We start from the raw sequence: 26,469 nt of genomic DNA on the forward strand, positions 1-26,469 counted from the left end.
GGCAAAATGACCCCGTAACTTCGGGAGAAGGGGTGCCCAGGCAACTGGGCCGCAGAGAAAAGGCTCAAGCAACTGTTTAGCAAAAACACAGGTCTATGCGAAACCGTAAGGTAAAGTATATGGGCTGACGCCTGCCCGGTGCTGGAAGGTTAAGAGGAGAGGTTAGAGCAATCGAAGCTTTGAATTGAAGCCCCAGTAAACGGCGGCCGTAACTATAACGGTCCTAAGGTAGCGAAATTCCTTGTCGGGTAAGTTCCGACCCGCACGAAAGGCGTAATGATTTGAGCGCTGTCTCAACAATGCACCCGGTGAAATTGAAGTGCCAGTGAAGATGCTGGTTACCCGCGCCAGGACGGAAAGACCCCATGGAGCTTTACTCCAGCTTGATACTGGGATTCGGTAATGTATGCACAGGATAGGTGGGAGACTGAGAAGATAGTACTTCGGTATTATCAGAGTCGCTGTTGGGATACCACCCTTATGTTATTGGATTTCTAACCTTAGGCCGTAAGCCGGTCAAGGGACAATGTCAGGTGGGGAGTTTGACTGGGGCGGTCGCCTCCGAAAGTGTATCGGAGGCGCTCAAAGGTTCCCTCAGGATGGTTGGAAACCATCCAAAGAGTGTAAAGGCATAAGGGAGCCTGACTGCGAGGCTGACGGGCCAAGCAGAGTAGAAATACGGACTTAGTGATCCGGTGGTATGAAAGTGGGATTGCCATCGCTCAACGGATAAAAGCTACCCTGGGGATAACAGGCTGATCTCCCCCAAGAGTTCACATCGACGGGGAGGTTTGGCACCTCGATGTCGGCTCATCGCATCCTGGGGCTGAAGTCGGTCCCAAGGGTTGGGCTGTTCGCCCATTAAAGCGGTACGCGAGCTGGGTTCAGAACGTCGTGAGACAGTTCGGTCCCTATCCGGCGCGGGCGTAGGATATTTGAGAGGATCTGTCCTTAGTACGAGAGGACCGGGATGGACTGACCTCTGCTGAACCTGTTGGGAATCAATCCCATCGCAGGGTAGGCAAGTTGGGAATGGATAAACGCTGAAGGCATCTAAGCGTGAAGCCAACCTCAAGATGAGATATCCCATCGTTAAGAGTAAGACCCCTTGAAGAGAACGAGGTAGATAGGGCTGAGGTGTAAGTGCTGCAAAGCATTCAGCTGACAGCTACTAATAGGTCGAGGGCTTATCCAATGCGTCTGATTGATATGTTTTACTGCTAGAGTTATTTCTTTGATATGTTGTTTTTCTGAGGAAAGGAATTGTTGGAGAATTGTACTCCAGGGATTACTGAGTACACAGTTAACTATATGCTTCTACTAAAGAAGCAGGTACGAGATGGCCCGGTGGCTCAGTTGGTTAGAGCGCCGCCCTGTCACGGCGGAGGTCGACGGTTCGAATCCGTTCCGGGTCGTTAGCCTTTGGGCTTTTATATGGATGGATTCCCGAGTGGCCAAAGGGGGCAGACTGTAAATCTGTTGTCACTGACTTCGGTGGTTCGAATCCACCTCCATCCACTAAGACAGAAATGTCTTTATATGGGGTCTTAGCTCAGCTGGGAGAGCATCTGCCTTACAAGCAGAGGGTCACAGGTTCGAGCCCTGTAGGCCCCATTTCCATATTATCGCGGGATGGAGCAGTCTGGTAGCTCGTCGGGCTCATAACCCGAAGGTCGTTGGTTCAAATCCATCTCCCGCAATTCACTCCGGAGTTCACTCCGGATTTTTTGTGCTTAAAAATAGTAAAAATAAAGTTGTTATGAATAAAGAAGAATGTTGTATATAAAGAAGAAAGCCGCCTATCTTCTTGAAAATAGTCTATTTTCTTTTAGATGAATGCTGTATAATTTACTACGTTATGTTGTTTTTCATAAATTTAGGAGGGAAGAAGCTATGCGTGTAGGAATCTTAACGAGCGGAGGAGACTGTCAGGCTTTAAATGCTACCATGAGAAGCGTGGGAAAGTCTTTATATAATCTATTCGATGACATAGAGATTTATGGCTTCTTAGATGGGTATAAAGGTTTAATTTACGACGAGTATAAAAAGATGGAGAAATCGGATTTTTCAGGAATTCTGACTCAAGGAGGAACGATTCTTGGGACCAGCAGAACTCCTTTTAAGCTGATTCGGGAACCGGATGCAAATGGTTTAGATAAGGTCGAGGCCATGAAGCATACTTATAGAAAACACAGGCTGGATTGCCTGGTTGTTCTTGGAGGGAACGGATCCTTAAAGACGGCGAATCTTCTTAGTGAAGAGGGGTTAAATGTTGTAGGTTGCCCGAAGACCATTGACAATGATCTGTACGGAACGGATATGACATTCGGATTTTATTCCGCAGTTCAGGTTGCGACCAATGCGATTGACGGCATCCACACCACGGCAGCAAGTCACGGAAGAGTTTTTATCGTAGAAATTATGGGTCACAAGGTTGGACTTCTGACCTTATATGCAGGGCTGGCAGGCGGTGCGGATATTATTCTGGTTCCGGAAATTCCCTATACGATAGATGCCGTATGTAAGAAAATAGCAGAGAGACATGCAAGCGGATCCCGTTTTTCCATCATTGCTATCGCGGAAGGCGCTATTTCCAAAGAGGACTCCTGTCTTTCCAAAAAGGAGTTAAAGAAGAAGATTGCCGAGGAGCGGAAAAAGCATCCGTCTGTAGCCTATAAACTTGCAAAAGACATTGAAGAGAGAATCGGAGCTGAGGTTAGAGTTACGGTACCGGGGCACACACAGAGAGGCGGGCAGCCTGTACCGTATGATAGAGTTTTTGCAACAAGAATCGGTGCGGAAGCGGCCAGAATGATTAAGAAAGAGAAATTCGGTTATATGTTGGCCTTAAAGAATACGGAAATTGTGCCGGTTCCATTAGCCGATATTGCAGGAAAACTAAAGATGGTGGATCCGAACTCCGGAATTGTAAAAGAAGCCAGAATGATGGGCATTTCTTTTGGAGATGAAGAATAATCGGTATAGGTAGAGAGTGTCGCTTGTAAAGCGTGTTATACGTCGTTAAGTGAAACGGAGAAAGTAGGGCATCGTTTGGGATACACTGCGCTATATAGAAAATGGAGATCCAAGGACTTTGATGATATTGTCGGACAGGACGCTATCACAAGATCCTTTAAAAATCAGGTTAAAAGCGGAAAGGTAGGGCATGCCTACCTTTTTTGCGGTACCAGAGGAACAGGGAAGACTTCGCTGGCAAAAATTTTAGCGAGGGCTGTAAACTGCGAGAATCCGATAGACGGAAATCCCTGCAATCAATGTAAAAACTGTCGCGCCATTTTGTCCAATACCAGCATTAATGTCTATGAAATGGATGCGGCAAGTAATCGAAACATTGATGATGTTCGTTTGATTCGGGAACAAATTGAGTATCCGCCTGTAGACATGCGCTACAAGGTTTATATCATTGATGAGGTGCATATGTTTACCGAACAGGCAAACAATGCTTTTTTAAAGACTCTTGAAGAACCGCCTGAATACGTTATTTTTATTTTAGCCACTACCGAACCGAATGCACTTCCCATTACCATTTTATCTCGCTGCCAACGCTATGATTTTAAACGAATTGCAGTGGAGACCATTAAGCAGCGTTTAGCCATGATTTGCAAAGAAGAAGGAATCCGGATAGCGGAAGATGCATTGGAGTATATCGCCAGGATGGGTGACGGTTCTATGCGTGATAGCGTAAGCCTACTGGATCAGTGTGCAAGCTATGACTTTCAGGAGGAAATCTCTTATGAGGATGCCTTGAAGGTGCTTGGAGCAGTTGATACTACGGTTTTCTCGGCACTTGTTCGTGCACTCAGAGCTAAAAACATGCAGGCTGTGATGGAAAATATTGCCACAGTCTTAGAACAGGGAAAAGAATTGACACAGTACTGCTCAGATTTATTGCAGTATTTTCGCAATATGATGCTGGCCAAATCCGTACAAAACTTGCAGGGCTTGGTGGATCTCTCAGAAGAAAATAAGCTATTACTTCTGGAAGATGCCAAAGAAATGCCTATGGAGGAAATTTTACGGGGAATAAGACTTTTATCCGAACTTCTACAACAATTTCGTTATGCCAATCAAAAGAGAGTCTTACTGGAAACCTGCCTTATGAAGCTTGCTTTTCCGGAGACGGAAGAAAAAACGGATGCAATTGCACAAAGATTGGAAGAACTGGAAGAAAAGCTTGCCGGAGGCATACCGTTTGCACCCGGCGGAAAGCCGGAAGATGCAAATGTAAACAATCAGAGCCAATTCGGGAGTACGGAAGAGGCGAAAATTGTAAAGGTTCCCAAGGCACAATTTGAAGACTATCAGAAGCTGAAGGAAAAATGGATCTTGGTATGTAATTATTTTTCACAGCCTCTGAAAGGAATTCTTTGTAATGCTGCGATTTTTCCGGGAAAAGATCGGCACTCCATGATTCTTTCTTGCGAAAAAGATGCGGAAAGGAAAATTCTTTCGGAACGAATCAGCATTGTGGAAGGGGAGCTTAGAGAAAGAGAAAATATGGAATATCATTTTCATATCAGTGCAGGAGATAAGAGAGAAAGGATGACGCAATATATATCCGATGAGGAACTGGAAAAGATTTCCATGCCGATAGAAATCACGGAGGAGTAAGAAACTCTTAAATATTTGTACTGTAAGGTAAAAATAAGAAAAGTAATGGATTTATCTTGCGAGTTCATGATAAAATAAAAAAGATTATGTAATGAACAAAAAATGACTTTAGGGGGAACAAATGGCTAAGCATGGCGGATTTGCCGGCGGAATGCCCGGCATGAATATGAACAACTTAATGAAGCAATATCAGAAGATGCAGAAGAAGTTGGAGGAAACCCAGGAGGAGCTTGCAAAGAAAGAATATACGGGACAGGCCGGAGGCGGTGCAGTTCAGATTGTCATAAACGGGGAGAAGAAGGTACTCAGCGTAAAACTGGACAAGGACGCTGTTGACCCGGAGGATGTGGAGACCTTGGAAGAAATGATTGCCCTTGCTGTCAACCAGGCTTTACAAGAGATAGAGAAGGATTCCAGCCAGGAAATGGGTAAACTGACCGGCGGAATGGGATTAGGATTCTAATGGAATATTTTTCCAAAGATATGGACAATTTAGTACAGGAGTTGGGAAGACTTCCCGGAATAGGGCAGAAGTCCGCTCAACGACTTGCTTATCACATTATAAATGGGGACAAGGAACGGGCTTATGCTCTTTCCGAAAGCATCAAAAGAGCCAGAGACAGCATTCGATATTGTAAGAGCTGCTGTACACTGACAGATGAAGAGTATTGCCCCATTTGCGCAAGCTCAGAACGAAATCACGCTCAGATTATGGTAGTGGAAAATCCCAGGGATATGGGAGCCTATGAGAGAGTCGGAAAGTATAACGGCGTGTATCATGTTCTTCACGGTGCAATATCTCCTTTACTCGGAATCGGTCCTGATGATATTCGTCTGAAGGAGCTTATGCAGCGTTTGCAGGGGGATGTGGAGGAATTGATTATCGCTACCAACTCCTCTTTGGAGGGGGAAACAACAGCAAGCTATATTGTAAAGCTGGTTAAACCGATGGGAATTAAACTGACAAGAATTGCTTCAGGAGTTCCGGTTGGCGGCGATATAGAAAATATAGATGAAATAACACTCCTTAGGGCATTGGACGGAAGAGTCAGCTTGTAAAGGGACAAAGGGGAAATATGGATAAGTACGAGTTTAGCATTAAAGCGGAGCAAATTAAGAAAATGGTCGGTCAAGGAGACTATAAGACAGCTATGCAGATAGCCGATACCATTGACTGGAACAGAGTGCGGAATGCAAATTTGCTTTCTTCCATTGCGGAAATTTACGAGAAGAACGGGGAATATGAGGAAGCAAAGGATATCTTACTTCTGGCATTTGAAAGAGCTCCTGTGGGAAAGCGTTTTCTATATAAGCTTTCCGAGTTATCCTTAAGTTCCGGCTCTATTGAGGATGCGGTAGAGTTTTACAAGGAATTTTTGGATGTCAGCCCGGAAGATCCGAGAAAATTTCTTCTACAGTATATGATTTTAAAGGCAAAGGGAGCGATGGCTTCACAGCTGGTACGTCCCTTGGAGCAATTTACCGCGACAGAACTGGAAGAACAGTGGCTTTATGAACTTGCAAAGCTTTACGGGGAAGCAGGACGGGAAGAGGATTGTGTACGGACCTGTGACAAGATGATTCTCCTCTTTGGCATGGGAAAATATGTAGATAAGGCTATGGACTTAAAGCTTCATTATCGCCCGCTTAGAGAAGAAGAAACGGCTGTACCTTCCGGGGAAGAAGTTGTAGAAAATGCAGTCTCTTCCGTAGTGGAGGAGAAGCCGGAAATGAAGAAGGAAGAGCAGGATTCGACTCCTCAGAAGGAGGAAAGTCCGGAGGAATTCTTCGATACGGTGGAAAATGAGCCTCAGGAAGAGCCCTCAGAAGGAGAAGAAAAAGCCGAGAAAGAAGAGACGAAAGAGGAAGAGCCTGTCCAAAGAGAGGTGATTCCTACGGAAAAGCCTGAAACAGCAAGCTCTGCAGAGGAAGTGAAATTCACAAACTATCATATGATTATCGAAGCCAAGACTCTGGATGAGGCTTTCAAGATTGCCGTGGAAGAAATTAAGTATTTCCACAAAGAGTATCATCTGGACTTTAAGGTTGCCAAAATAGATGCAGATAAGCTGAATGAAAAAGGTTTTGCCGTTTTTGCGGATAAGTTAAAAGAACGGGATCTGATTATTGTCGGTGCCGGGAGATTGAAATATTCCGTTTTGGATGAGATTGAGCAACACATTTTACATCCGGAAGATGATTCTTCCGTAATTTTAGTTGATGAAGTCGATCACTTTGACCGTCTTGCGGAAGACAGACCTAAGTTCCTGACTTATTTTGATATTGTTTCCAACCATGAAGAGGAAGAAGAGAATCTCTTGGAGGATGTGGATTTGGACGGAGAGACGGAAGAGCAGTCTTCTGATGCCATGAAAAAAGATATATCTTCAGAGGACGAAGAGAGCTATCCGGTAGAAGCGGATGAAGAAGACGAGTATCTGGATGAGGAGGAGCAGGAGTATGTTCCGCATAAGCCTTCCATCTTTGAACGCCCCGCAAGACCGTATACGGAAGTTTTAGAAGAAGAGGCAAAAAAGGAAGGTAGCGAGGACGAAGAGACCCTGGACGGAGACGAAGAGTTTACGGAGCCGGAAGTAGAAGAAAGAAGACAGGAAGGACCGTCTTCGGCTTCTATGGATATAGAAGAATTTGCACAGTATGCCATCGATTATGCTAAAAGCATTGATTGCAGTATTACGGACAAGGGGATTACCGCACTCTATGAGCGGATTCAACTGATGGAGGAAGACGGCATTATTTTAAATAAAGAAAGTGCCAGAGATTTGATTGAAGAAACGGCGGATCAGGCGGAGAAACCAAGTATCGGAAAGAAAATCGGTTCTCTTTTCCGTCCGAAATACGATAAGGATGACAAACTCATTTTACGAGAAGAACATTTTATGGGGTAAATGATGGGAAGTAGTGAAATAGGGGTAGGAAGTATCCTACTCCTTTCCTTTATTATTTTTGCGGCTTTAGGCTATAGAAAGGGTGCGGTGAAAAAATTTTTTCCGTCCTTTCTCTTTTTCTGTCTCTTATTCTGGCCAAACTGCTTTATCCCTTTGCCATTAGGGCAGTTGTGGAAAATGAGTTGCTTAGGAGTATTTTTTCAGCAATATGGTCCTTCTTACTTCCTGCAAAAGACAAGATGCTTTCCGTTCCGAAGAGCCTTTCCGATTTTCTGCCCTCACAGCCGGAACCTACAAATCCGCCTCTTTTCGGAGGGATGTATGAGGCGGTTGGAAAGTGGCAGGATCAGCTTGCACAGTATATCATCACCTTCATAAACGGGATTCTGTTTTTCCTCCTTTTATATCTTCTTTTTCGTCTGCTCATGAAAGTACTGCAACAGGTCTTGGAATATCTCTTTAAGTTGCCGGGGCTAAATTTCGGAAATCGTATGCTCGGCCTTTGTCTAGGAGCTGTTGAATGGGTATTTTTTATTTGGATTATCTTGATTCTTTTTAGCTTTCTCCCGGAAAGTGCGGTCAGCTTATGGATTTTAGACGGCTTTTCAAGGGAAGGAAGCATTCCTTATTTGATCAAGGAGAACAATTGGATTGCACAGATTTTTCTGGGATAAAGAAGCGGGGCAGGAGCCCCGCTTCTTTATCCTTAACGAGTATTGTTCACGAAATGTGCGAGTATCCCGGTTAATAGGCGGAATAAGCAAGGTGTAAGACGTCTCATTTTTGTAAACTACAGACGTCAAATTTTTGTAAACTATTTTTTCTTGACAGAGTTCCTATAAAACTGTAATCTTAAAACTGTTGTATTTTTTAAATAAAATAAGTATTATACAGAATCAAAATGGAATTTTCTTGAGTCCGGCTTTGGGAAGTAGAGCAGGCAGCAGGAGGGAGAATGGCAGAAGAAATAAGAGAGAGCAGGGAAGAAGAGCTGGAAAGGATTCGACAGCTTGAAGCGTCTCCGGAATACCAAGAGAAGCTCCGGATTCTTCGGGAGAAGATGAAAATTAACATCCGATGGAAGATGTATAAAATTGCATTAGTCTTAGGAACAGTTATGCTTTTTGCCATGTTCAAATTTGTAGGCTTCGTTATTGCAGCTGTTTTGGGATTTATTTACGTCTATCCGGTATATAAGAGGAAGCAAGAACTCTTTCGTGAAAAGAAAGAGAACAACGAAGTCCTTTATGTGGAAAAGTTTTTATCTCCGATTGTAAAAGAGATTTTTCCTATGGGAGAAATGAAGGTCACGCCGGACTTTCTTCTGGATCCGGTAAAGAAGGTTTGCCCCTCTTCCACCAATTATCGAGGAAATACGGAGCTCTCATTGCACGACAGTAGCGAACTCTCCGTAATGAATCTTTATGCCTATCACGTCGTGGAAAGTACAGACAGCAAAGGAAGAACATCGAGAAAAGAAGTGACGGACTTCTACGGACAGGTTTTCCGAATGCAGTTCCCGAAATCTTTTGCAGGACATATCCGGGTTATTCCGACGGAGAGAACAGCCATTTTGAAGAGAGAAGTACAGGATTACCCGGGTAAGCAGAAAAATGAGCTGAAAATCGATACGGAGGACATCAGGCATAACGAACATTACAATATTTTCTGTACTGATGAGTTTATGGCGAGACGCTTTTTAAATCCGACTGTCTTAGACTGGTTTGATAAAAATATATCCGAAAGCCAAACGGCTATCTATATAGAAGATAGCACCATGTATATCTCCCGCTATACGGGATATCAGCTTTTCCCTGTTCCCGGAACGGTAGAAGCGATAGATCAGCTTTCCCTGGTGGAAGAGTATAAGAAACTTCGCGCGGAGATTGACTTGATAGAAAGCTTTACAGAGATATTTAAAGCATAATAAACTTTTGCTGCATGAGAAAAAACGGAAGAATTTAGTTTGAGAAAAAGAGTAAAGCTCATTTTCATAAAAGAAGAGAAAAGGAGGAGAAAATATGATTCTAATTCCGATTATTTTGGTGGTGATTTTTTTGTGGTTTATCGGAGAGAGCAATAAGTTAAACCGCTATGTTGTGCTGATAGAGGAGTCAAAAAAGACTGGCGATATCACTTTGGTGAAGCGGTATGATACGATTTCCGAGATGCTGAAGGTGGCAAAAGCCTATGCGAAGCATGAGGAAAAAGTGTTTACGGAGTTGGTAACGATGCGTACCGGAGGAACTGTGCAGGACACAAACCGCGTAATCGCAAATCAGAATGATGTTTTGTCGCAGATTCATGCCGTAGCGGAGAATTATCCGGATCTCCTTTCTTCGCAGCAGTTCCTGAATCTGCAGAAAGAGATTGCTTCGGAAAATGAGGATCTTGCAGCGGCTAAGCGTATTGTGAACAGCAATATCCGTGTCTTTAACCAGGCCGTCGTTTCCTTCCCGACGTCTATCGTTGCCGGAATAAAAGGAATGAGGAAGTTTGACTTCTTAGAGGAAGAGCTTCAGGGAAAGAGAGATCTAAATGATCTGAATTACGATATTTAAAAGAAGAGAGTTTGCGGGGATTGTTCTCTGCAATTAAGATACTCAGAATAATTATTTTGACAAAACAAACTGTTTTATTCCGGCCGAATTGTTTCGGCCGGTTTTTCTTATTCTTTTTTGGAATAGCAGGTATTTGCTATTGTAGCTTCACAGAGATTAGTGCTATAGTTTAGCGGTGCAAATGAGGTAAGATATGCTACGAATCAGCGTATTTTTTTCAAGAGAAAAATGGAGGCAAATTTATGTCTTATGTCAGTGAAGTATATCAGGAGCTGGAAAAGAAGCATCCCTATGAGGCAGAGTTTCTGGAGGCTGCAAAGAGAATCTTGGAGTCTCTTTCTCCCATTGTAGAAGCAAACGAAGAGGTATATCGTAAAAATGCTCTGCTGGAGCGTTTTGTGGAGCCGGAGAGGATTATCAGTTTCCGTGTGCCATGGACAGATGATCAGGGAAAAAATCATGTGAATATCGGCTATCGTGTGCAGTTTAATTCCGCAATCGGTCCTTATAAAGGAGGACTCCGTTTTCATCCGACGGTAAACCAGGCCATTTTAAAGTTCCTGGGCATGGAGCAGATTTTAAAGAACTCTCTGACCGGTCTTCCTATTGGCGGAGGTAAGGGCGGCGCCGATTTTGATCCGAAGGGCAAGTCGGATGCGGAAGTCATGCGTTTCTGCCAGAGTTTTATGACAGAACTCTATAAGTATATCGGAGCGGACGAAGACGTGCCTGCCGGAGATATCGGTGTAGGCGGAAGAGAAGTGGCCTTTATGTACGGTCAGTACAAGAGAATTACCAATCTCTATGAGGGGGTTCTTACCGGAAAGGGAAGAAGCTTTGGCGGATCTCTTGCTCGCCCGGAAGCAACAGGCTACGGCTTAATCTATATTGTGGAGGAGATGCTTAAGGCTGAAGGAAAAGAGCTTAAGGGTAAGGTACTTGCCGTTTCCGGTTCCGGAAATGTTGCGCAGTATGCGATTCAAAAAGCGGAGAGTCTTGGAGCGAAGGTAGTGACCTGCTCCGATTCCAGCGGCTATGTTTATGATCCGGAAGGCATTAAACTGGATGTACTTTTCGATATTAAGCAGGTAAAGAGAGGCAGAATCTCCGAATATGCGGAGCGTGTTCCGGGAGCAAGCTTCCATGCAGGAGAACGTCCTTGGGGTGTAAAATGTGACGTGGCTTTACCCTGTGCTACACAGAATGAGTTAAACGGGGAAGAAGCGAAGACTTTAATTGCGAATGGTTGCTTCTGTGTTGCGGAAGGCGCTAATATGCCTTCGGACGAGCATGCGGTAGATGTTTTCCTGGAGAAGAAAATTCTCTATATGCCGGGAAAGGCGGCGAATGCCGGCGGTGTTGCCGTGTCCGCTTTGGAAATGAGCCAGAACTCTCAGAGACTCTCTTGGAGTTTTGAGGAAGTGGATGAAAAGCTGAAAGGCATCATGCAGAACATCTATAAGAATGTTTCCGGAGCCGCAAAGAAATACGGTTATGAAGGAAACTTTGTAGTAGGAGCCAACGTTGCCGGCTTTGAAAAGGTTGCCGAGGCTATGCTTAGTCAGGGAATGGTATAGAGAGAAAAGGGAAGTTTAAACCTGATAGGGATGAAAAGAAAGCGGAAAACATGGAGCATCGCAGTTCGGATTTTCCATGATTCCGCTTTTCTTTTTTTATAAAAAAGCGACAGACAAGATGTATTCGAGTCCTCAATTATCCATTTTAGCGGAAGCAGGCAGGGGTCTTGTTTTCTTAAAATTCCGGGAATTGCCTTGCAATGCTATGGAAAGTATCGTAATATTCAGAGATACTATTCGGTGGAGGCCGAGATTGAAGGAGATACAATGCACAAGTTTCTGCGTTCCATAGGTTTTTCCGCGCTGCAAAATGATCGGGAGGCGGAGTTTTATCTGGATAGAGCCATTCATGAGAAGTATCGGACAGCTTTTATTTCCGACAATTCAGGGAGAGTGATAGAGCAATATCAGCTTCCGGTAGCTTCATCTATGGGAATTACGGTCGTTGGCCACAGAGATGGCGGAGAGTTTGTTCGGGACTACTATTTTCCGTATATGCAGTCTTATGAGGGAATAAACACGGAAGAGGCCGGGATAGAGAGACATACGGAAAAAGAGACCTATGCAGGGGTAATGGAAGATTTCAGCTCGGGGATTACGCTTATTTTTTATCTGTGTAATTCGCTGGAAGCCCGTCAGCTGAAAAGGATGGGAGTTCCCTTAAAGCCCAAGCAGGCTTTTCTGACCGGTATGGCCGTGGAAGGAAAGATTATCCTACCGATTGAAAAGCAGAATGAGGATGAGGATGTCTTTCAGAATAAAAAGCGGGAGCAAAAAAACTTTTTGATGCGGCAAAGGCCGGAGATGAGGACGCCATAGAGATTCTGACAGAAACGGATATCAACCTGATGTCGGAAATCAATCGGCGAATTGAGGAAGAGGATCTCTATAGCCTGGTGGAAAGCAGTTTTATGCCGACCGGGATAGAATGCGATCAGTATTCTATATTGGGAGAAATCATTTCTCTGAGAATGAAGAGCAATGTCTATACGCATGAAAATGTTTTAGACTTAAAACTGCAGTGTAACGATGCCATTTTCCATGTTTGCATGAACGAAAAAGACCTTCTCGGTGTTCCGGCTATCGGAAGACGCTTTAAGGGAACGATTTGGATGCAGGGGGAAATGGAGTTTTTAGACGATCATCAATAGACTATGAAAGAAAAGGAAGACGTACTGTCTCACATCAAAGACTTATGGCACATGGCGGAGGAGCGTGGCTACGCAACAACGAGTGCCTTTCTATCGGAGGAGGAGCGGGCAAAGTTCCTGCAAAGTATTAGGGGGGAGCGAGGCGCCTCCTATTTTCTTTTACCGGAAAATGGGGAAAGACAGCTCTTTGTTTTCTATCCGAGTTTTATGACGGAAGAAGAATGTAGAAGTTCTCTTTCCGGAGAAAATGCGCCCTTTTCTATCTTGGAAATTCGGGGAAAGCAGAAAAAATTCGCAGAGAAGCTCTCTCACAGAGATGTTCTCGGTGCAGTGATGAATCTGGGCATTAGCAGAGAGCAGGTCGGGGATATCCTGTTTCAGGAAGATGTCTCCTACCTTTTTCTCTTACGGAAAATGAAGGATTATGTAGCGGAAAACTTATCCACCATCCGACATACGGCAGTACAGTGTAAAGAAGTTGTCGAGATGGAGGGGATGGAGAGAAGAGAGGTCGAAGAGCGGATTTTCGTACCTTCTGAACGATTGGACGCCATAGTTTCCGCCGTTTTCCATCTTTCGAGAGGAAACGCGCAGGAGTACTTCCAAAAGGAACTCGTTTACCGGGACGGAATAACGGTAAAGGGCAGCAGCAGTCTAAAGGGCGGAGAGAAAATCTCCGTCCGCGGCCTTGGAAAGTTCCGCTATATCGGGGTGGAGAAGAACACGAAGAAGGGGCGGATTGTGGCGGTGATTTTGCGGTATATTTGATTATAAATTAAAACTAAAAAAGCTGCAGTCTCCTCTTTCGTAAAGGCGCTCTCGCTTGGGCTCCGTGACAGTCTATCAATTTCTTAAAATCACTGTTATCTCTTATCTCATTCCGATATACTGTAATTTTTCAACTGCGCTTCCAAGGCGGCCGGGACTTTTGCGGAAATTAGGATGCCGTCTTCTTCATAGGAGAGGGAGAGGAGTTTTCCCTCGCTTCGGATGCGGTTTTCATAGGCTGATGCGGTATAGGGGAGGAGGATGTTTACCTGCTTTAGACCTGCGGAGAGGACTTGCGAAATCTTTTCGACAAGCTCTTTAAGGCCCAGCTTTTCTTTTACGGAAATGTAGAGCTTTTCGCCTCGCAGTTTTGGAAGCTCTTCCAAGGGAAGAACTTTATCGCATTTATTCATCACATAGAGCATGGGAATATGCCCGGCTTCCAGCTTCTTTAGGGTATCCAGCGTGGCATCCATGTGTTTCTGATAATTTTCGTCACTGTAATCCACGACCTGTAAGATCAAATCCGCTTCCACTGCTTCTTCCAAGGTGGAGTGAAAGGCATCGAGGAGCTTGTCCGGAAGAGAACGGGTAAAGCCTACCGTATCGGCAAGCAGGAATTCTTCACCCTTCTCCTGTACAATTCTTCGAATGGTGGTATCGAGGGTGGCAAAAAGCATATCTTTTTCTTCTACGCCCTCTGCCTGATTTTCCTTACTGATAGTAAGAAGTGCATTCATAAGGCTCGACTTTCCGGCATTGGTATAGCCGACCAGGGCCACCCTTGGAATAGCGGACTTGTCTCTTTTCTGCCTCTTTACCTTTCGTACTTCCTCCTGCTTCTTTAATTCCCTACGGAGGATTGCCATTTCTTCCTGAATTTTCCGCTTATCCAGCTCAATCTGCTTTTCTCCCGAACCACGGTTAGAGAGGGAGCCGGAAGCGCCACCCTGGCGGGAGAGATTTTCCCGTAAGCCGACAAGGCGGGGGAGCATATATTGGAGCGTAGCATACTTTACCTGCATCTTCGCTTCTTTGGTTTTCGCTCTTTCCGAGAAGATTTGTAAAATAAGCTGTGTGCGGTCTAAAACCTCACAGGGAAGTGCTTTTGTTAGATTGTGAAGCTGAGACGGAGAAAGCGGATTTTGGAAAATAACGAGATTTGCCTCATGGAACAAAACAGCCTCACGTACCTCTTCCACCTTACCGCTTCCAATAAAGCTCGCACTGTCTTCTCTCGCAAGGCATTGACTAAGACTTGTTACGGGACGAATGCTTAAAGCTTCGCAAAGCCCGGCAAGTTCTTCCATATCGAGAGAAAAATCCTTATTGTCCGGAAACTGAACACCGACTAAGACGGCCTTTCTTTCTTCGATTTTATATTCTTCCATAAAACTCCTTTTTATCTTCCTCAGGGTAACCCCAGCCCTTAGCTCTTTTTACAAAGAAAAAGCTGAAGAGGAAGGGGAAGAGCAGGAGGAAAAGATAATGCATAAGAATCCTTAGGGCGGTATCTGCAAAAAATTCCTCCGGCATAATGTCAATCATGCGGCTCAGGGTAGGATCAAACTCCCAGTTTCCCTGTGAGAAGAAAATATGATGAAACTCTGTAAACGCGGTATTGAAATTTACTACGGCATAGAGGGAAAGGAGAAGCAGGACGGAAAGCAGTCCTATAGAAGTAAAGAGAAAGCCCTTTCCCAGAATATAAAAGGCTCTACCATGCTCCAAAATCAGAAGGAAAAAGAGAATGGCGAGGCAGGATAGAATAAACATGGTGCGTAGTGTAAGGCTTGTCGTAAACAGCACCCGAACATCCGCCATGTGGGAAGCCTCATCTTCTTGGTAAAACTCCGTGCTTTCTCCATTTACCGAAACGGGAATGAAAAGATTTTCCCGATCTCCCCGAAGATAACGCAGGGTTTCCCGCATCACATTTTCCAAATCGGAAAGAGGAATTTCCTCCCCCCTATATTCCTTAAGACTTTCTTCTACTTTGAATTTTTTAAATTCTTTTCTATAATAAGAGGAGTTGTTATAACAAGCTAACTCAAAAGCACTGACAAAAAGAATAAAGTAAAGCATCAGCGTGAAAAGCACAGCCAAAATAGGATAGCTAAAGCGCAGATATTTTTTCATAAAAACCTTTCCGAAAACTTTTTTTGCATCATAAATACTTCGATATTGTAGCATAAATAGGGCGGAAAGAATATCTGTGTCGGCAAAGAAAGGGAGTGCGCTTTATGAATTCAGAGCAGATCGAAAAGAAGAGACAGGGTGAAATCCGTTTGATTTCGGAGATGATTTCTCTATACTGCAAGAAGAAGCACGGTAGCTCCGGGGCACTTTGCGAAGAATGTCAGGCACTTTCGGACTATGCAAAGTCCCGAATCATGCGCTGCCCCTTTATGGAAAAAAAGAGTTTCTGCAGTTATTGCCCGGTGCACTGCTATTCGCCGGAAATGCGGGAGAAGATTCGGGAGGTCATGCGCGTAAGCGGACCGAGTATGCTGCTCCATCATCCGCTCTTATCGATTTCTCATGCGGTAGAGGGAATGAAAAATAAGAAAGCGGGAAAAAAGCCGGATGCTTAGGGGATAAAACTGAAATGATAGAAAAGGAAAGTGTAAATAGATAAAAGAAAAGGGAGAATTAATGATTAAAATGCGTTTGATTCGGCTCTTAGAGGGGGCCGGAAAGTATATCGTACAGCAGATAGTATGGCAATGGATTTCGCTCCTTGCACAGGTCGTGATTGTGTACAATATTGCCCATCTCTTAGAGAATGCTTGGCAGCAGAAATTAAGTACGGAGGGAATAGCCCTGACTATGGGGATTGTTCTGCTCGGACTGGGCTTTCGCTTTCTCTGCGACCGCCTGTATACAAAGGCGAGCTTTCATGCCAGTGCGGATGTGAAACGAATCCTCCGCAATAAGATTTATGAGAAAATGCTCTCTCTCGGGCCGTCATACCGAGAAAGCGTAAACAGTGCGGAAATCGTGCAAATGGCAGGAGAAGGCGTGGAACAGCTGGAAACCTATTTCGGAAGATACTTAAGTCAGTTCTTCTACTCCCTTTTGGCTCCGATTACTCTCTTCTTTATCCTCTCGCGCATCAGCGTTCAAACGGCACTGCTCCTCCTACTTGCTGTGCCTCTTATTCCTATTGTCATTATGCTTGTTATGATTGTAGCCAAAAAATTGCTCAGCAACTATTTTGCAATCTATTATGGACTGGGCGACAGCTTTTTGGAAAAGCTGCAGGGCATGACTACCTTGAAGATTTATCAGGCGGATCAGGCTGCGACGGAGGACATGGACAGGGAAGCGGAGCGTTTCCGGAAAATCACGATGAAGGTGCTTTCCATGCAGTTAAACAGTACCTCGGTGATGGATATTATCGCTTACGGCGGGGCGGCGGTCGGGATCATCTCGGCACTTGGTCAATTTTCCAAAGGGGCAATTTCTCTTTCCGGCGTTTTAATGATTACCCTCCTTGCGGCGGAATTCTTTCTCCCCATGCGACTGCTCGGAAGCTTCTTTCATATCGGTATGAACGGCATGAAGGCAAGTGACCGAATCTTTGCTTTTCTGGATCTTCCGGAAGCGGAAGACGGGAAAGCTGTGCTGGAAGAAAAAGAAATACGGATTTCCATGGAGAAACTTTGCTTTTCCTATGAGGAGAGTCGGGAAATCCTTCGTGATATCGAATTGGAAATTCCTGCCTGTTCCTTTGTGTCCCTCGTGGGTCTTTCCGGATCCGGAAAATCCACGATAGCCGGGATTCTTATGGGGAAAAATAAGGGCTACAAAGGCTCCGTAAAGTTAAACGGAAGAGAGCTTACGGAATTTTCGTCTCGGTCTATCCTCGATAAAATGACGATGATCGGGCATGACAGCTGGATCTTTAAGGGGACTGTGCGGGAGAATCTTCTCCTCGGAAATCCCTCCGCAACAGAGGAGGAAATGAGGGAGGCCTTAAAAAAGGTAAATCTCCTCTCTTTTGTGGAAACGCAGGGGGGACTTGCTATGCAGCTCCATTCGAACGGTACCAATATTTCCGGAGGGCAAAAGCAGAGACTTTCTCTTGCAAGAGCACTTCTCCACGATACTCCGGTCTATATTTTTGATGAAGCGACCTCGAATATTGATGCGGAAAGCGAAGAAATGATTATGGAGGTCATTCATGAGCTCGCAAAGAGTAGAACAATACTCCTGATTTCCCATAGACTCGCCAATGTTGTAGGGAGCGATTGTATCTTTATGTTGGAAAACAGTAGAGTGGCGGAAGCCGGAAAGCATGAGGAGCTCCTGAAAAAGGGAGGCAGCTACAGCCGTTTGTTTAGAGAGCAGAGTGAGCTGGAACGCTATTCGGAAAAACACAAAGAGAGTTCTGCAGGAAAACATACAGAAAGTTTTGTAGAAATACAAAGAGATACTTGTATGGAAGAACAGGGACATATGGAAGACTTGCAGGATCAAAGAGGAGAAAGGGAAGATATAAAGGAAGGAGGGGAAAAGCATGAATAAAAGAAGATCGGATTTGGCGATTATGCGGAAGCTTATCGTGCTTATAAAGCCTCTTGCGGGAGTGATGCTGACCGGCATTATCTTAGGTGTTTTGGGATTTTTATGTGCAATCTTCCTTACCATTCTCGGGGGATACGGAATCCTAAAGGGGATTTCGGAGCTTACTGCCCTGCATGGCCTTTTCGGGGCTAGCTTTTCTATGCCGGGGGACTTCTTCTCTTTTGCTACAGGCTCATGGCAGAAGCTTTTCACCGTGATTCTCCTCTTTGCCGCAGCGCGTGGAATCCTGCACTACGGCGAACAGTATTGTAACCACTACATTGCCTTTCGAATCTTAGCGATTATCCGTCACAAGGTATTTGCCATATTAAGAAAACTTTGCCCGGCAAAGCTGGAGGGAAAGGAAAAGGGGAATCTCATCTCCGTCATTACTTCGGACATCGAACTCTTAGAGGTCTTTTTTGCGCATACCGTTTCCCCGATTGCGATTGCGTTTTTGACTTCGCTGATTATGCTTCTCTTTATCGGAAAGCAGCATATTCTTGCGGGAACGATTGCCTTAGCAGCCTATCTTACCGTCGGCGTGCTGCTTCCCATATGGAATGGAAAGCGTAGCGCGGAAGCAGGCATGGCACTGAGAAGCGAGATGGGAGAGTTAAATAACTTTGTTTTGGACAGCCTCTACGGTCTGGATGAAATCCAGCAATACCATGTGGGAGAAAAGCAGGCTATGGAAATGGATGAAAGGTCGAAAAGACTCTCCGCTTTCCAAAGAAACTTAAGTTCCTTTGAGGGCTCACAGCGTGCGGTGACGAATCTTGCAATTCAGCTGTTTTCCTGGGGAATGTTTTTTACCATGCTTTTCCTCTATCAGAACCATGCCGTTCGTTTCTCCGCTCTGCTCCTTTCCACCCTTGCCATGATGAGTTCCTTTGGACCGGTAGTGGCGCTTTCGTCCCTTTCCAATACCTTAAACCAGACCTTGGCCTCCGGAGAGAGGGTGCTTTCCCTCTTAGAGGAAGAGCCTGCGGTAGAAGAGGTATCGAACGGAGAAGAGATTCCCTTTAACGGTGCAAACGTCGAAAAACTTACATTTTCTTATCAGGATGAAATCATTCTGAAGCAGGTTTCGGTTGACATTCCGAAGGGAAAGGTTCTCGGGATTCACGGTGTCAGCGGCTCCGGAAAATCCACTCTTTTAAAGCTGCTTATGCGTTTCTGGGATACGAAAGAGGGCGAGATTTTATTTTCCGGAAAAAATGTAAAGGAAATCAATACGGACTGTCTTCGTAAAATGACAAGCTATGTGACACAGGATACGATTCTTTTTCATGATACCATCGGGAAAAATATTGCGGTCGCAAAGCTTTCCGCTACGCAGGAGGAGATTGAAAATGCGGCGAAGAAAGCAAGTATTCATGATTTTATCATGAGCCTTCCAAAGGGATATGAAACAGAGGTAGGCGAGCTCGGAGATTCTCTTTCTGACGGAGAAAAGCAACGAATCGGTCTTGCAAGAGCCTTCCTCCACGATGCCGAGCTCTTGCTTCTCGATGAGCCTACCAGCAATCTGGATGTTTTAAATGAGGGCATTATTTTGCAGTCCTTAGAGAAAGAAAAAGAAGGAAAGACCGTAGTGCTGGTTTCTCACAGACAGTCCACCATGTCCCTCGCCGACCGGATTTATGAGATGGAGAAGGGACGAGTTTCTTAAGTTAGGAGAATAGTATGGGAAAAGAAACAAAAACCAATGCGTGCAGGATTCTCGACAGGGCGAAGATTTCCTACGAGGAAAGGGAGTACCCTGTAGACGAAAATGATCTTTCCGGTGTGCATGTTGCGGAAGTGCTCGGTGTTCCGCCGGAGAGTATGTATAAGACCTTGGTCCTAAAGGGCGATAAAACGGGTTACCTTGTGATTTTAATTCCGGTAGCCGAGGAGCTCGACCTGAAGAAGTGCGCGAAGCTTTCCGGAAATAAAAAGGTGGAAATGCTTCCCATGAAGGATTTACTAGGGATTACCGGTTATATCCGAGGAGGTTGTAGCCCGGTCGGAATGAAAAAGCAGTTTCCGACCTTTGTGCAGGAAGAAGCAAGGGAGCGGGAGAGCTTCATTATCTCCGCCGGAAGAAGAGGAGCACAGCTTGTCCTCTCTCCGACAGAATTAGTCAGCTTCCTTAGGGGAGAGTTTGCGGATTGTATTCAGAAATAGAGCGATTTAGAGTCTCATTTTCCAAGAAAAAATAAGCAAATGAGAAAATGCGGATTTTATGTATAACATTTTTTTGGAAAAATTTTATTTTCCATGCAATAAAATGCCCTCTTGCTGCATTGTATGCTTATGTTCTTTCGTTGACCCAAAATAAGTATGACACAGAAGATGTTTTGCAGGAAACCTATGTAAGCATTGCAGAAAACGCAAATTCCTACCGAGGTGGAAGAAAAGGTGGACGAGAAGTATTCCTTTTCCTTCGTGGAAAATCTGGAACACAGATTGCTTTTGGAATCCGCCATGCAGATTTTGGAGGAAGAGGAAAGACAAATTCTGTTTCTCCATGCCGTAGCTGGCTGGAAAAATCGAGAAATTTCGGCAAGCAACGGCGCTGTAAGAAAGGCTGATGCCGAAAGAGACGATTAAGAGAAATTGCAAAGATTATTGTATTCACGTAAATGGCTTGAGCGAATAGCGAAGAAAAAAGTATAGAAGAAAGTTCCTTTTCACTTCAAAAAAGAAATTAAGGGATAGGCATAAAAAATAGGCTATAAAAATCAAAGCTTTTTACACTGTGTAGGTCCGTTGCAGGGCACGCTCTCGCTAACCTCGCCCAGTAGGGGATACTAAGCGAAAAACAGCATTCCATTTGTTTTTCGCAAGTACCCACGGGCTCAGATTACCCTGCAACGGGCCTGCACAGCAAAATAGTACAGCTTTGTTTTTTCAGGCCTATTTTTTCTCTTTATGCCTTTAATGCAGCTTCCAGCACTCTCTTCACATTTTCCTTTGCTTCGTCATACGATTCCCCTTTGTGCGCTTCGTAAATTTTTTCTTCCTTTACGAACATCGCGGGAGTTGCCCAGTAATCGTATTGATTGGCAATCTCGGGGCGTAGTCCTTCATCGATTTCCTCAAATTCTACCTTGCCGTATTCAGGATTCTCCGAAATGAGTTCTTCTCTTGCCTTTCTTGCCTGTGCACAGTAGGGACAACCGTTAACATAGAAAAATTTTACTTTAGACATATTTATTCCTCCATATTCTAAAAATTCCGGGCTTTTCCGGGTGCAACAAAACAGTATTGCAGTCAGAGATAAAGCCTTTTTATTCACAAGGGGTACCTCCGCAAAGCGTGCGGTATCTCGAGTACATTCTAAGGCTTACAATACGGGAAGTCGGTCTGCATTGCAACGAAAAAATGCTTTAAACTTCTAAAATTTTTGTAATGCGATAAGATTAAACTTCGCTTTTCCCCAAATGGAGGAAATCCTTTTCCATTTCGTATCTTATATCTTCTTCCTGAACAGCCGAAGTTGTACAAGACAGGATAGAAAGGATAGGAAGGATACGAATATGAAGGAACAGAAAATAAGTAGGAAAAATTCCGGTAAAACAATGCAATTAAGTACCAGAATGTCTTTGACATTGGGGCTTTTTTCTACTTTTGTATTGGTGGTTTTCGGCTATACGATGATTCACCTGAGTAAGCAATATATCAGTAAGAGCATTGACGGAAACATGACGGATAAAGCGTACATGGCTTTCAATGATGTAGATAATATTATTGTGAAAGCGGATATTCTGGCAAAAAGCATTCGGGACGGAATCAGCTCGACGTATGAAGGGGCAGGTTCCGGAGAGAGTGAAGTGTGGAATATCGTAACAACGGACGGAACCGCAGTACGAACTGAACCGACGGAACTCGGCACCTTCCGTTCCAGAGTGCGGAATGTTCCTGTTTCAAAAAGTCAGTATGTTGTAGAGGGAAGTTTACTGAATTCTCTTTTTTCCGCAATCAACAGTAATGATGATGTATCCGGAGTGGGCGTTTACTTTGCACCGGACGGATTTATTAAGGGCGCAAGTGACTACTCTTTATACATTACCAAAGAGGGAGCGAAAGAAAGAAAGCTGGAGACAACGGATGCTTCTTATCAGGAAAGCGAGAATTATAAGACACTTCAAGAGACAAAGACAAAGGTAATCCGTACGATTCCCGAAAATGCGGATCAGCATATTTTTTCTGTGGAAGAACCGATTTTGGTAAAGGATGAATTTAAAGGATTCGTAAAGGTAGATATCACTTTGGACAGCTTTGAAATCCTTCATCAGGAGGATGAGCGTTTTCCTTCTTTAAGTGTAAGCCTCGCGGATAATAATGGAATCATGCTTTATTCCATGCAAAAAGAGAATATCGGGAAAGAATTTAAGGATACCGTTTCGGAAAAAAGCTATGAGGATATCAGTAAGGGGATGGAACGTGCCAGAACCTTTACTCTGATGACCGGTGGAGGAAAAGAGGGAAGAGTCAGAAGATTTTTAACGCCTATCGAAATAGGAGGAAATGACTGGTGGATTATGGTTGACCTGTCCGGCCAGGAATACGATAAAGCCAGAAATGAACTGATTGTGATTTCCACCATTTTAACTATTTTGGGTGTAATTCTTTTGGCAAGTGTTACCCATATCCTGATTAAGAGGGCTTTAAAGCCTTTGAAGAAAATTTCGGAAGCCGGGCTTTTGGTTTCACAGGGTAATTTCGATGTTTCCATTTCCTATCAGAAAAAAGACGAAATCGGAGATCTCTCCGAAAGTATGATTGAAATCATGGATCGAATCCGTTCCATTATTGCCGATCTGCAGGAGAAGCTGGCAGAGCTTGCCAAGGGAAATTATCGGGTGGATATGTCCGATGAAAAGTATTATCAGGGAGCATATTATCCTCTTTTAAATTCTCTTCGGGAAATCAGTAAAGACTTATCCAACACCATGAGAGGAATTGTGAATTCTGCAAATCAGGTATCTTTAGGTGCGGAGCAGGTAAGCAATGCCTCACAGACTTTGTCTCAGGGTGCTACGGAGCAGGCTTCTTCCATTGAGGAATTATCGGCCACCATGGACGACATTTCCGGAAAAATCAGTAATACGGCTAAGGTTTCCGAAGAAATGGCGAAGTTAAGCAATGAGAGTGAAAAGGCGGTTTTATTGAGCAATCAAAAGATGAGTGATATGTCCAAAGCAATGCAGGATATCACGGAGAAGTCCAATGAAATCAGTAAAATCATTAAAACGATTGATGATATCGCTTTCCAGACCAATATTCTTTCCTTAAATGCGGCAATTGAGGCGGCACGTGCCGGAGCGGCAGGAAAGGGATTTGCCGTTGTAGCGGATGAAGTCGGAAACCTGGCACAGAGATCGGCAAAAGCTGCGCAAAATACCAGTGATTTAATTGAAGAAACGATTGACGCGGTTAGCAAGGGAGCTAAAATTTCAGAAGAAACGGCAGCTTCTCTGGAGATTGTTTCCGCGCAAAGCAAAAAAATCAATACCATTATTACCGAAATCTCCGCTTCCTCTGAGGAACAGGCGAAGGGAGTAAAGCAAGTCAGCCTCGGCATCGAGCAGATTTCCTCTGTAGTACAGAGTAATTCTGCAACTGCGGAAGAGAGTGCGGCCTCTGCGGAAGAGCTTTACGGTCAGGCAAATCTTTTGAATGATTTGATGAGAAACTTTAAGTTACAGGACGTAAAGGTAGAAAAGGAAGTCAAGGAAGAGGAAGGCTCTGTTTCTGCGGAAGCTCCTGAAGAAATAGAGGAGATAAGAGTCGCTTCCAAAGAAGATCCGAAGCCGGTTTCCGCACTGAAGGATAAAAAGAAAGAAGTTAAGCCTGTATCGAGTGTAAAAGAAACCAAAGAAGAGGCCGTACCGGAAGCTCCTGTGAAGGAAGAGAAAAAACCGCTGCCGAAGCCGGTTGCTAAAAAGGCTCCAAAGAAGAAAGAAGAAAAGCAGGAGGACTTTGATTTGAATTCCGTGGAAGAAGGCATTGACTTAATGACGATTCCCGAGCCCAAAACGCCTCCCAAGACTTATGAAGACATGGAGAATCAGAACTGGACGGTGGATTCTTTCGGAAATGATAAGTATTAGAGGATAAAAACAATGTAGAGACAGTTACGAATTATTGTAGAGCTGTTCTTAAAGAGAAGGACTTCTGCCCGTTTAACAGAACGGGTGGAAGTTTTTTCTTTACAAAAAAAGTCATGGTATAATAAAGAACCGTACGAAATACAGTAGAGACTCCCTTTTTGAATAGAATAAGGAAGGATAGAAGGAGGAAAATATTATGCTATTTAATTTCACCGATATCATAGACCGCCACGGAAAGGATGCTACCGCGATTGACGGAATCGGGAAAATGCCCGCTGCTCCCGCGGCACCGAAAGAGGGATTTGATGCGATTCCAATGTGGGTAGCGGACATGAACTTTGCCGTTCCACCCTGTATACAGAGAGCGATGACAGACCGGATTATGCATCCCTGCTTCGGCTATTTTCAGCCGAGTGAGGCTTATTATGACGGCATTATAGAATGGCAAAAGACACAAAATGCCGTGGAGGGCCTAAAACCGGAAAATATTTCCTATGAGAATGGTGTCCTGGGCGGACTGCTTTCCGCGTTAAATATTTTTTGCTCCAGGGGAGACAAAGTCCTGGTACATTCGCCGACTTATATTGGATTTACAAAGAGCCTGATTAACAACGGTTATACGATTGTTTCCAGTCCTTTATATCGCGATGAAGAGGGAATCTGGAGAATCGATTTTTCAGATATGGAAAAGAAGCTGCGAGAGGAAAAAATTCATGCTTCCATTTTCTGCTCTCCGCATAATCCCTCCGGCAGAGTTTGGGAGAAGTGGGAACTGGAAAAGCTGATGGCGCTTTATGAGAAGTATGATGTACAGGTGGTTTCCGATGAAATTTGGTCGGACATCATCATGCCGGGTTATCGGCATATCCCGACACAATCCGTAAGTGATTACGCAAAGATGCACACAATTGCTTTATATGCACCGTCCAAGACCTTTAATCTTGCCGGTCTGGTCGGCGCTTATCACATTGGCTACAATAAGACTTTACAGGACAGGATGGAAAAGGAATCCTCTCTGAGCCATTATAATACGATGAATGTGCTGTCCATGCATGCGCTGGTCGGCGCTTATTCGGAAGAAGGCAGAGCATGGCTGAAGGAGCTTTTGGCTGTACTTTCCGAAAATAGGGATTATGCCTGCGACTTTATGGAAAAAAATTTACCGGATCTTTCCGTTATGAAAGCACAGGGAACCTACATGCTTTTTATTGACTGTGGAAAATATCTGGAAAAGAAGAATATTTCCTTAGAAGACTTGGAAAAAAGAATGTGGGACTGTGGTGTTGGCGTACAGGATGGAAAAATGTTCCACGGGCAGACCCATATCCGTATGAATCTGGCCCTTCCGAAGAGCAGAGTGGAGGAAGCATTTCGAAGATTAAAGGAATATGTCTTTGTGTAAGAAGCGAAGAAAAAAGATTGACAAGTAAAGAATATGTGATAATATATTCATGTGTTAATTTTAGATTGAAGAGGTAAGCCTTTTTTTATTGCAGTGTTCTGTCTTCATAAACAAAAAGACAGAACAGCAGGGAAAAAAGAGAAAAAGAGAAAAAGAGAAAAGGAGGACAGGTGGCAGGCAAAGTACAAAAATAAAAGATTGGAAGGGCAGCGAGCAGGAAGGCACTCTTAAGCTGCAAGAGGCGGAGGTACCGAGAGCTGCTTTAACGGATACGATTTCAGAGGACATCCTCTGTGACCTTGCGGAGCTCTTCAAAGTCTTTGGAGATTCTTCCAGGATTAAGATTCTGTATGACCTTTTTTCCGGGGAGAAAAATGTTACGGAAATTTGTCGGGATTTGGAAATGAACCAGTCCGCAGTATCGCATCAGTTGAAAATTCTTCGTACGGCAAAACTCGTACAGGGAAGAAGAGAGGGAAAAAGCATAGTTTACGCTCTCGCGGATGAGCATGTGAAGATGATTATTGCGATGGGAATAGAACACACTGAGGAATAAAGGAGAGAGAATATGAAAAAGAAATTTGAATGTGAAATCGATTGTGCGAATTGTGCGGCAAAGATGCAGGATGCGATTAATAAGATTGAAGGAGTGCAGTCTGTAAAGGTAAACTTTATGATGCAGAAATTTACTTTAGAGGCGGAGGATGCACGCTTTGAGGAGATTTTAACGGAGGCAATCCGAATCGGGAAGACGATAGAGCCGGATTTCAAGGTTCTTGGAGTGTAGTCCTTGTAT

The 26,469-nt window shown here is 44.2% G+C and carries 22 protein-coding genes, 4 tRNA genes, 1 rRNA gene and 1 pseudogene (1 of these 28 only partly in view); 25 read left to right on the forward strand and 3 right to left on the reverse strand.

Annotated elements, in window-relative coordinates; genetic code table 11:
• The 16 genes and pseudogenes from HMPREF9124_RS00500 to HMPREF9124_RS00575 all read left to right on the forward strand — a co-directional run.
• Positions 1 to 1,196: ribosomal RNA gene (locus HMPREF9124_RS00500) — 23S ribosomal RNA — on the forward strand (it extends 1,685 nt beyond the left edge of the window).
• A 145-nt stretch (positions 1,197 to 1,341) separates the two neighbouring features.
• Positions 1,342 to 1,415, forward strand: a tRNA-Asp gene (locus HMPREF9124_RS00505).
• 21 nt (positions 1,416 to 1,436) lie between these two features.
• Positions 1,437 to 1,518 (forward strand) — tRNA-Tyr (locus HMPREF9124_RS00510).
• 23 nt (positions 1,519 to 1,541) lie between these two features.
• Positions 1,542 to 1,614 (forward strand) — tRNA-Val (locus HMPREF9124_RS00515).
• Positions 1,615 to 1,626: 12 nt separating this feature from the next.
• Positions 1,627 to 1,700: transfer RNA gene (locus tag HMPREF9124_RS00520), tRNA-Met, on the forward strand.
• Positions 1,701 to 1,893: 193 nt separating this feature from the next.
• On the forward strand, positions 1,894 to 2,976 hold the full coding sequence (locus HMPREF9124_RS00525; RefSeq protein ID WP_009429177.1) for a 6-phosphofructokinase: 1,083 nt from the start codon (positions 1,894 to 1,896) through the stop codon (positions 2,974 to 2,976).
• Between the two features lie 75 nt (positions 2,977 to 3,051).
• On the forward strand, positions 3,052 to 4,632 hold the full coding sequence (gene dnaX, locus HMPREF9124_RS00530) for a DNA polymerase III subunit gamma/tau (RefSeq protein ID WP_009428793.1): 1,581 nt from the start codon (positions 3,052 to 3,054) through the stop codon (positions 4,630 to 4,632).
• A gap of 121 nt (positions 4,633 to 4,753) precedes the next feature.
• Complete coding sequence (locus HMPREF9124_RS00535) at positions 4,754 to 5,095, forward strand: YbaB/EbfC family nucleoid-associated protein (protein WP_009428276.1); 342 nt, start codon at positions 4,754 to 4,756, stop codon at positions 5,093 to 5,095.
• On the forward strand, positions 5,095 to 5,691 hold the full coding sequence (gene recR, locus HMPREF9124_RS00540; protein WP_009429864.1) for a recombination mediator RecR: 597 nt from the start codon (positions 5,095 to 5,097) through the stop codon (positions 5,689 to 5,691). The genes HMPREF9124_RS00535 and recR overlap by 1 nt, the downstream gene beginning before the upstream one ends.
• A gap of 17 nt (positions 5,692 to 5,708) precedes the next feature.
• Positions 5,709 to 7,541: a tetratricopeptide repeat protein gene (locus tag HMPREF9124_RS00545; RefSeq protein ID WP_009429373.1), complete on the forward strand. Its 1,833-nt coding sequence runs from the start codon at positions 5,709 to 5,711 to the stop codon at positions 7,539 to 7,541.
• 182 nt (positions 7,542 to 7,723) lie between these two features.
• Positions 7,724 to 8,215, forward strand: coding sequence for a CvpA family protein (locus HMPREF9124_RS00550; protein ID WP_009429053.1), 492 nt, complete (start codon positions 7,724 to 7,726; stop codon positions 8,213 to 8,215).
• 281 nt (positions 8,216 to 8,496) lie between these two features.
• On the forward strand, positions 8,497 to 9,468 hold the full coding sequence (locus HMPREF9124_RS00555) for a DUF3137 domain-containing protein (RefSeq protein ID WP_009428646.1): 972 nt from the start codon (positions 8,497 to 8,499) through the stop codon (positions 9,466 to 9,468).
• Between the two features lie 94 nt (positions 9,469 to 9,562).
• A complete protein-coding gene (locus tag HMPREF9124_RS00560; RefSeq protein WP_009427649.1) occupies positions 9,563 to 10,102 on the forward strand; it encodes a LemA family protein in 540 nt (179 codons plus the stop codon).
• A 242-nt stretch (positions 10,103 to 10,344) separates the two neighbouring features.
• On the forward strand, positions 10,345 to 11,679 hold the full coding sequence (gene gdhA, locus HMPREF9124_RS00565; protein ID WP_009428672.1) for an NADP-specific glutamate dehydrogenase: 1,335 nt from the start codon (positions 10,345 to 10,347) through the stop codon (positions 11,677 to 11,679).
• A 267-nt stretch (positions 11,680 to 11,946) separates the two neighbouring features.
• Positions 11,947 to 12,830, forward strand: a pseudogene (locus HMPREF9124_RS00570) (DUF3881 family protein).
• Positions 12,831 to 12,833: 3 nt separating this feature from the next.
• Complete coding sequence (locus tag HMPREF9124_RS00575) at positions 12,834 to 13,598, forward strand: YlmH family RNA-binding protein (RefSeq protein ID WP_009428380.1); 765 nt, start codon at positions 12,834 to 12,836, stop codon at positions 13,596 to 13,598.
• 107 nt (positions 13,599 to 13,705) lie between these two features.
• Here the strand turns inward: HMPREF9124_RS00575 and hflX are convergent, their stop codons facing one another.
• Both hflX and HMPREF9124_RS00585 read right to left on the reverse strand, forming a co-directional pair.
• Positions 13,706 to 14,989: a GTPase HflX gene (gene hflX, locus HMPREF9124_RS00580; RefSeq protein WP_009428005.1), complete on the reverse strand. Its 1,284-nt coding sequence runs from the start codon at positions 14,987 to 14,989 to the stop codon at positions 13,706 to 13,708.
• Positions 14,976 to 15,737: a TIGR01906 family membrane protein gene (locus HMPREF9124_RS00585; RefSeq protein WP_242821530.1), complete on the reverse strand. Its 762-nt coding sequence runs from the start codon at positions 15,735 to 15,737 to the stop codon at positions 14,976 to 14,978. The genes hflX and HMPREF9124_RS00585 overlap by 14 nt, the downstream gene beginning before the upstream one ends.
• A gap of 104 nt (positions 15,738 to 15,841) precedes the next feature.
• Between HMPREF9124_RS00585 and HMPREF9124_RS00590 the strand changes: the two genes are divergently transcribed.
• From HMPREF9124_RS00590 to HMPREF9124_RS00610, 5 genes are all read left to right on the forward strand, one after another.
• Positions 15,842 to 16,192, forward strand: coding sequence for a nitrous oxide-stimulated promoter family protein (locus HMPREF9124_RS00590; RefSeq protein WP_009429089.1), 351 nt, complete (start codon positions 15,842 to 15,844; stop codon positions 16,190 to 16,192).
• 61 nt (positions 16,193 to 16,253) lie between these two features.
• A complete protein-coding gene (locus tag HMPREF9124_RS00595) occupies positions 16,254 to 18,128 on the forward strand; it encodes an ABC transporter ATP-binding protein/permease (protein WP_009428114.1) in 1,875 nt (624 codons plus the stop codon).
• Positions 18,121 to 19,842 carry an amino acid ABC transporter ATP-binding/permease protein gene (locus tag HMPREF9124_RS00600; protein WP_009427754.1) on the forward strand — a complete coding sequence of 574 codons (1,722 nt, stop codon included), beginning with the start codon at positions 18,121 to 18,123 and terminating at the stop codon, positions 19,840 to 19,842. The genes HMPREF9124_RS00595 and HMPREF9124_RS00600 overlap by 8 nt, the downstream gene beginning before the upstream one ends.
• Positions 19,843 to 19,856: 14 nt before the next feature.
• On the forward strand, positions 19,857 to 20,339 hold the full coding sequence (gene ybaK / locus HMPREF9124_RS00605) for a Cys-tRNA(Pro) deacylase (RefSeq protein ID WP_009429209.1): 483 nt from the start codon (positions 19,857 to 19,859) through the stop codon (positions 20,337 to 20,339).
• A gap of 195 nt (positions 20,340 to 20,534) precedes the next feature.
• Positions 20,535 to 20,765 carry a sigma-70 family RNA polymerase sigma factor gene (locus tag HMPREF9124_RS00610; protein ID WP_009429607.1) on the forward strand — a complete coding sequence of 77 codons (231 nt, stop codon included), beginning with the start codon at positions 20,535 to 20,537 and terminating at the stop codon, positions 20,763 to 20,765.
• A gap of 319 nt (positions 20,766 to 21,084) precedes the next feature.
• Here the strand turns inward: HMPREF9124_RS00610 and HMPREF9124_RS00615 are convergent, their stop codons facing one another.
• On the reverse strand, positions 21,085 to 21,366 hold the full coding sequence (locus tag HMPREF9124_RS00615; protein WP_009427733.1) for a hypothetical protein: 282 nt from the start codon (positions 21,364 to 21,366) through the stop codon (positions 21,085 to 21,087).
• Positions 21,367 to 21,694: 328 nt separating this feature from the next.
• On the opposite strand from HMPREF9124_RS00615, the gene HMPREF9124_RS00620 reads away from it, so the two are divergent.
• The 4 genes from HMPREF9124_RS00620 to HMPREF9124_RS00635 all read left to right on the forward strand — a co-directional run bounded on the left by HMPREF9124_RS00620 (position 21,695) and on the right by HMPREF9124_RS00635 (position 26,460).
• The gene (locus HMPREF9124_RS00620; protein ID WP_009429862.1) at positions 21,695 to 24,271 is read left to right on the forward strand and encodes a methyl-accepting chemotaxis protein; all 2,577 of its coding nucleotides are present in this window, start codon (positions 21,695 to 21,697) and stop codon (positions 24,269 to 24,271) included.
• A 196-nt stretch (positions 24,272 to 24,467) separates the two neighbouring features.
• On the forward strand, positions 24,468 to 25,673 hold the full coding sequence (locus tag HMPREF9124_RS00625) for a MalY/PatB family protein (RefSeq protein ID WP_009427994.1): 1,206 nt from the start codon (positions 24,468 to 24,470) through the stop codon (positions 25,671 to 25,673).
• A gap of 232 nt (positions 25,674 to 25,905) precedes the next feature.
• Positions 25,906 to 26,229, forward strand: a complete 324-nt coding sequence (locus tag HMPREF9124_RS12780) for an ArsR/SmtB family transcription factor (RefSeq protein WP_334307615.1) — start codon at positions 25,906 to 25,908, stop codon at positions 26,227 to 26,229.
• 12 nt (positions 26,230 to 26,241) lie between these two features.
• Positions 26,242 to 26,460 carry a cation transporter gene (locus HMPREF9124_RS00635; protein WP_009428324.1) on the forward strand — a complete coding sequence of 73 codons (219 nt, stop codon included), beginning with the start codon at positions 26,242 to 26,244 and terminating at the stop codon, positions 26,458 to 26,460.
• Positions 26,461 to 26,469 lie beyond the last annotated feature (9 nt).

The organism is Oribacterium sp. oral taxon 108 str. F0425 (assembly GCF_000214455.1).
Lineage (GTDB): Bacteria > Bacillota > Clostridia > Lachnospirales > Lachnospiraceae > Oribacterium > Oribacterium asaccharolyticum.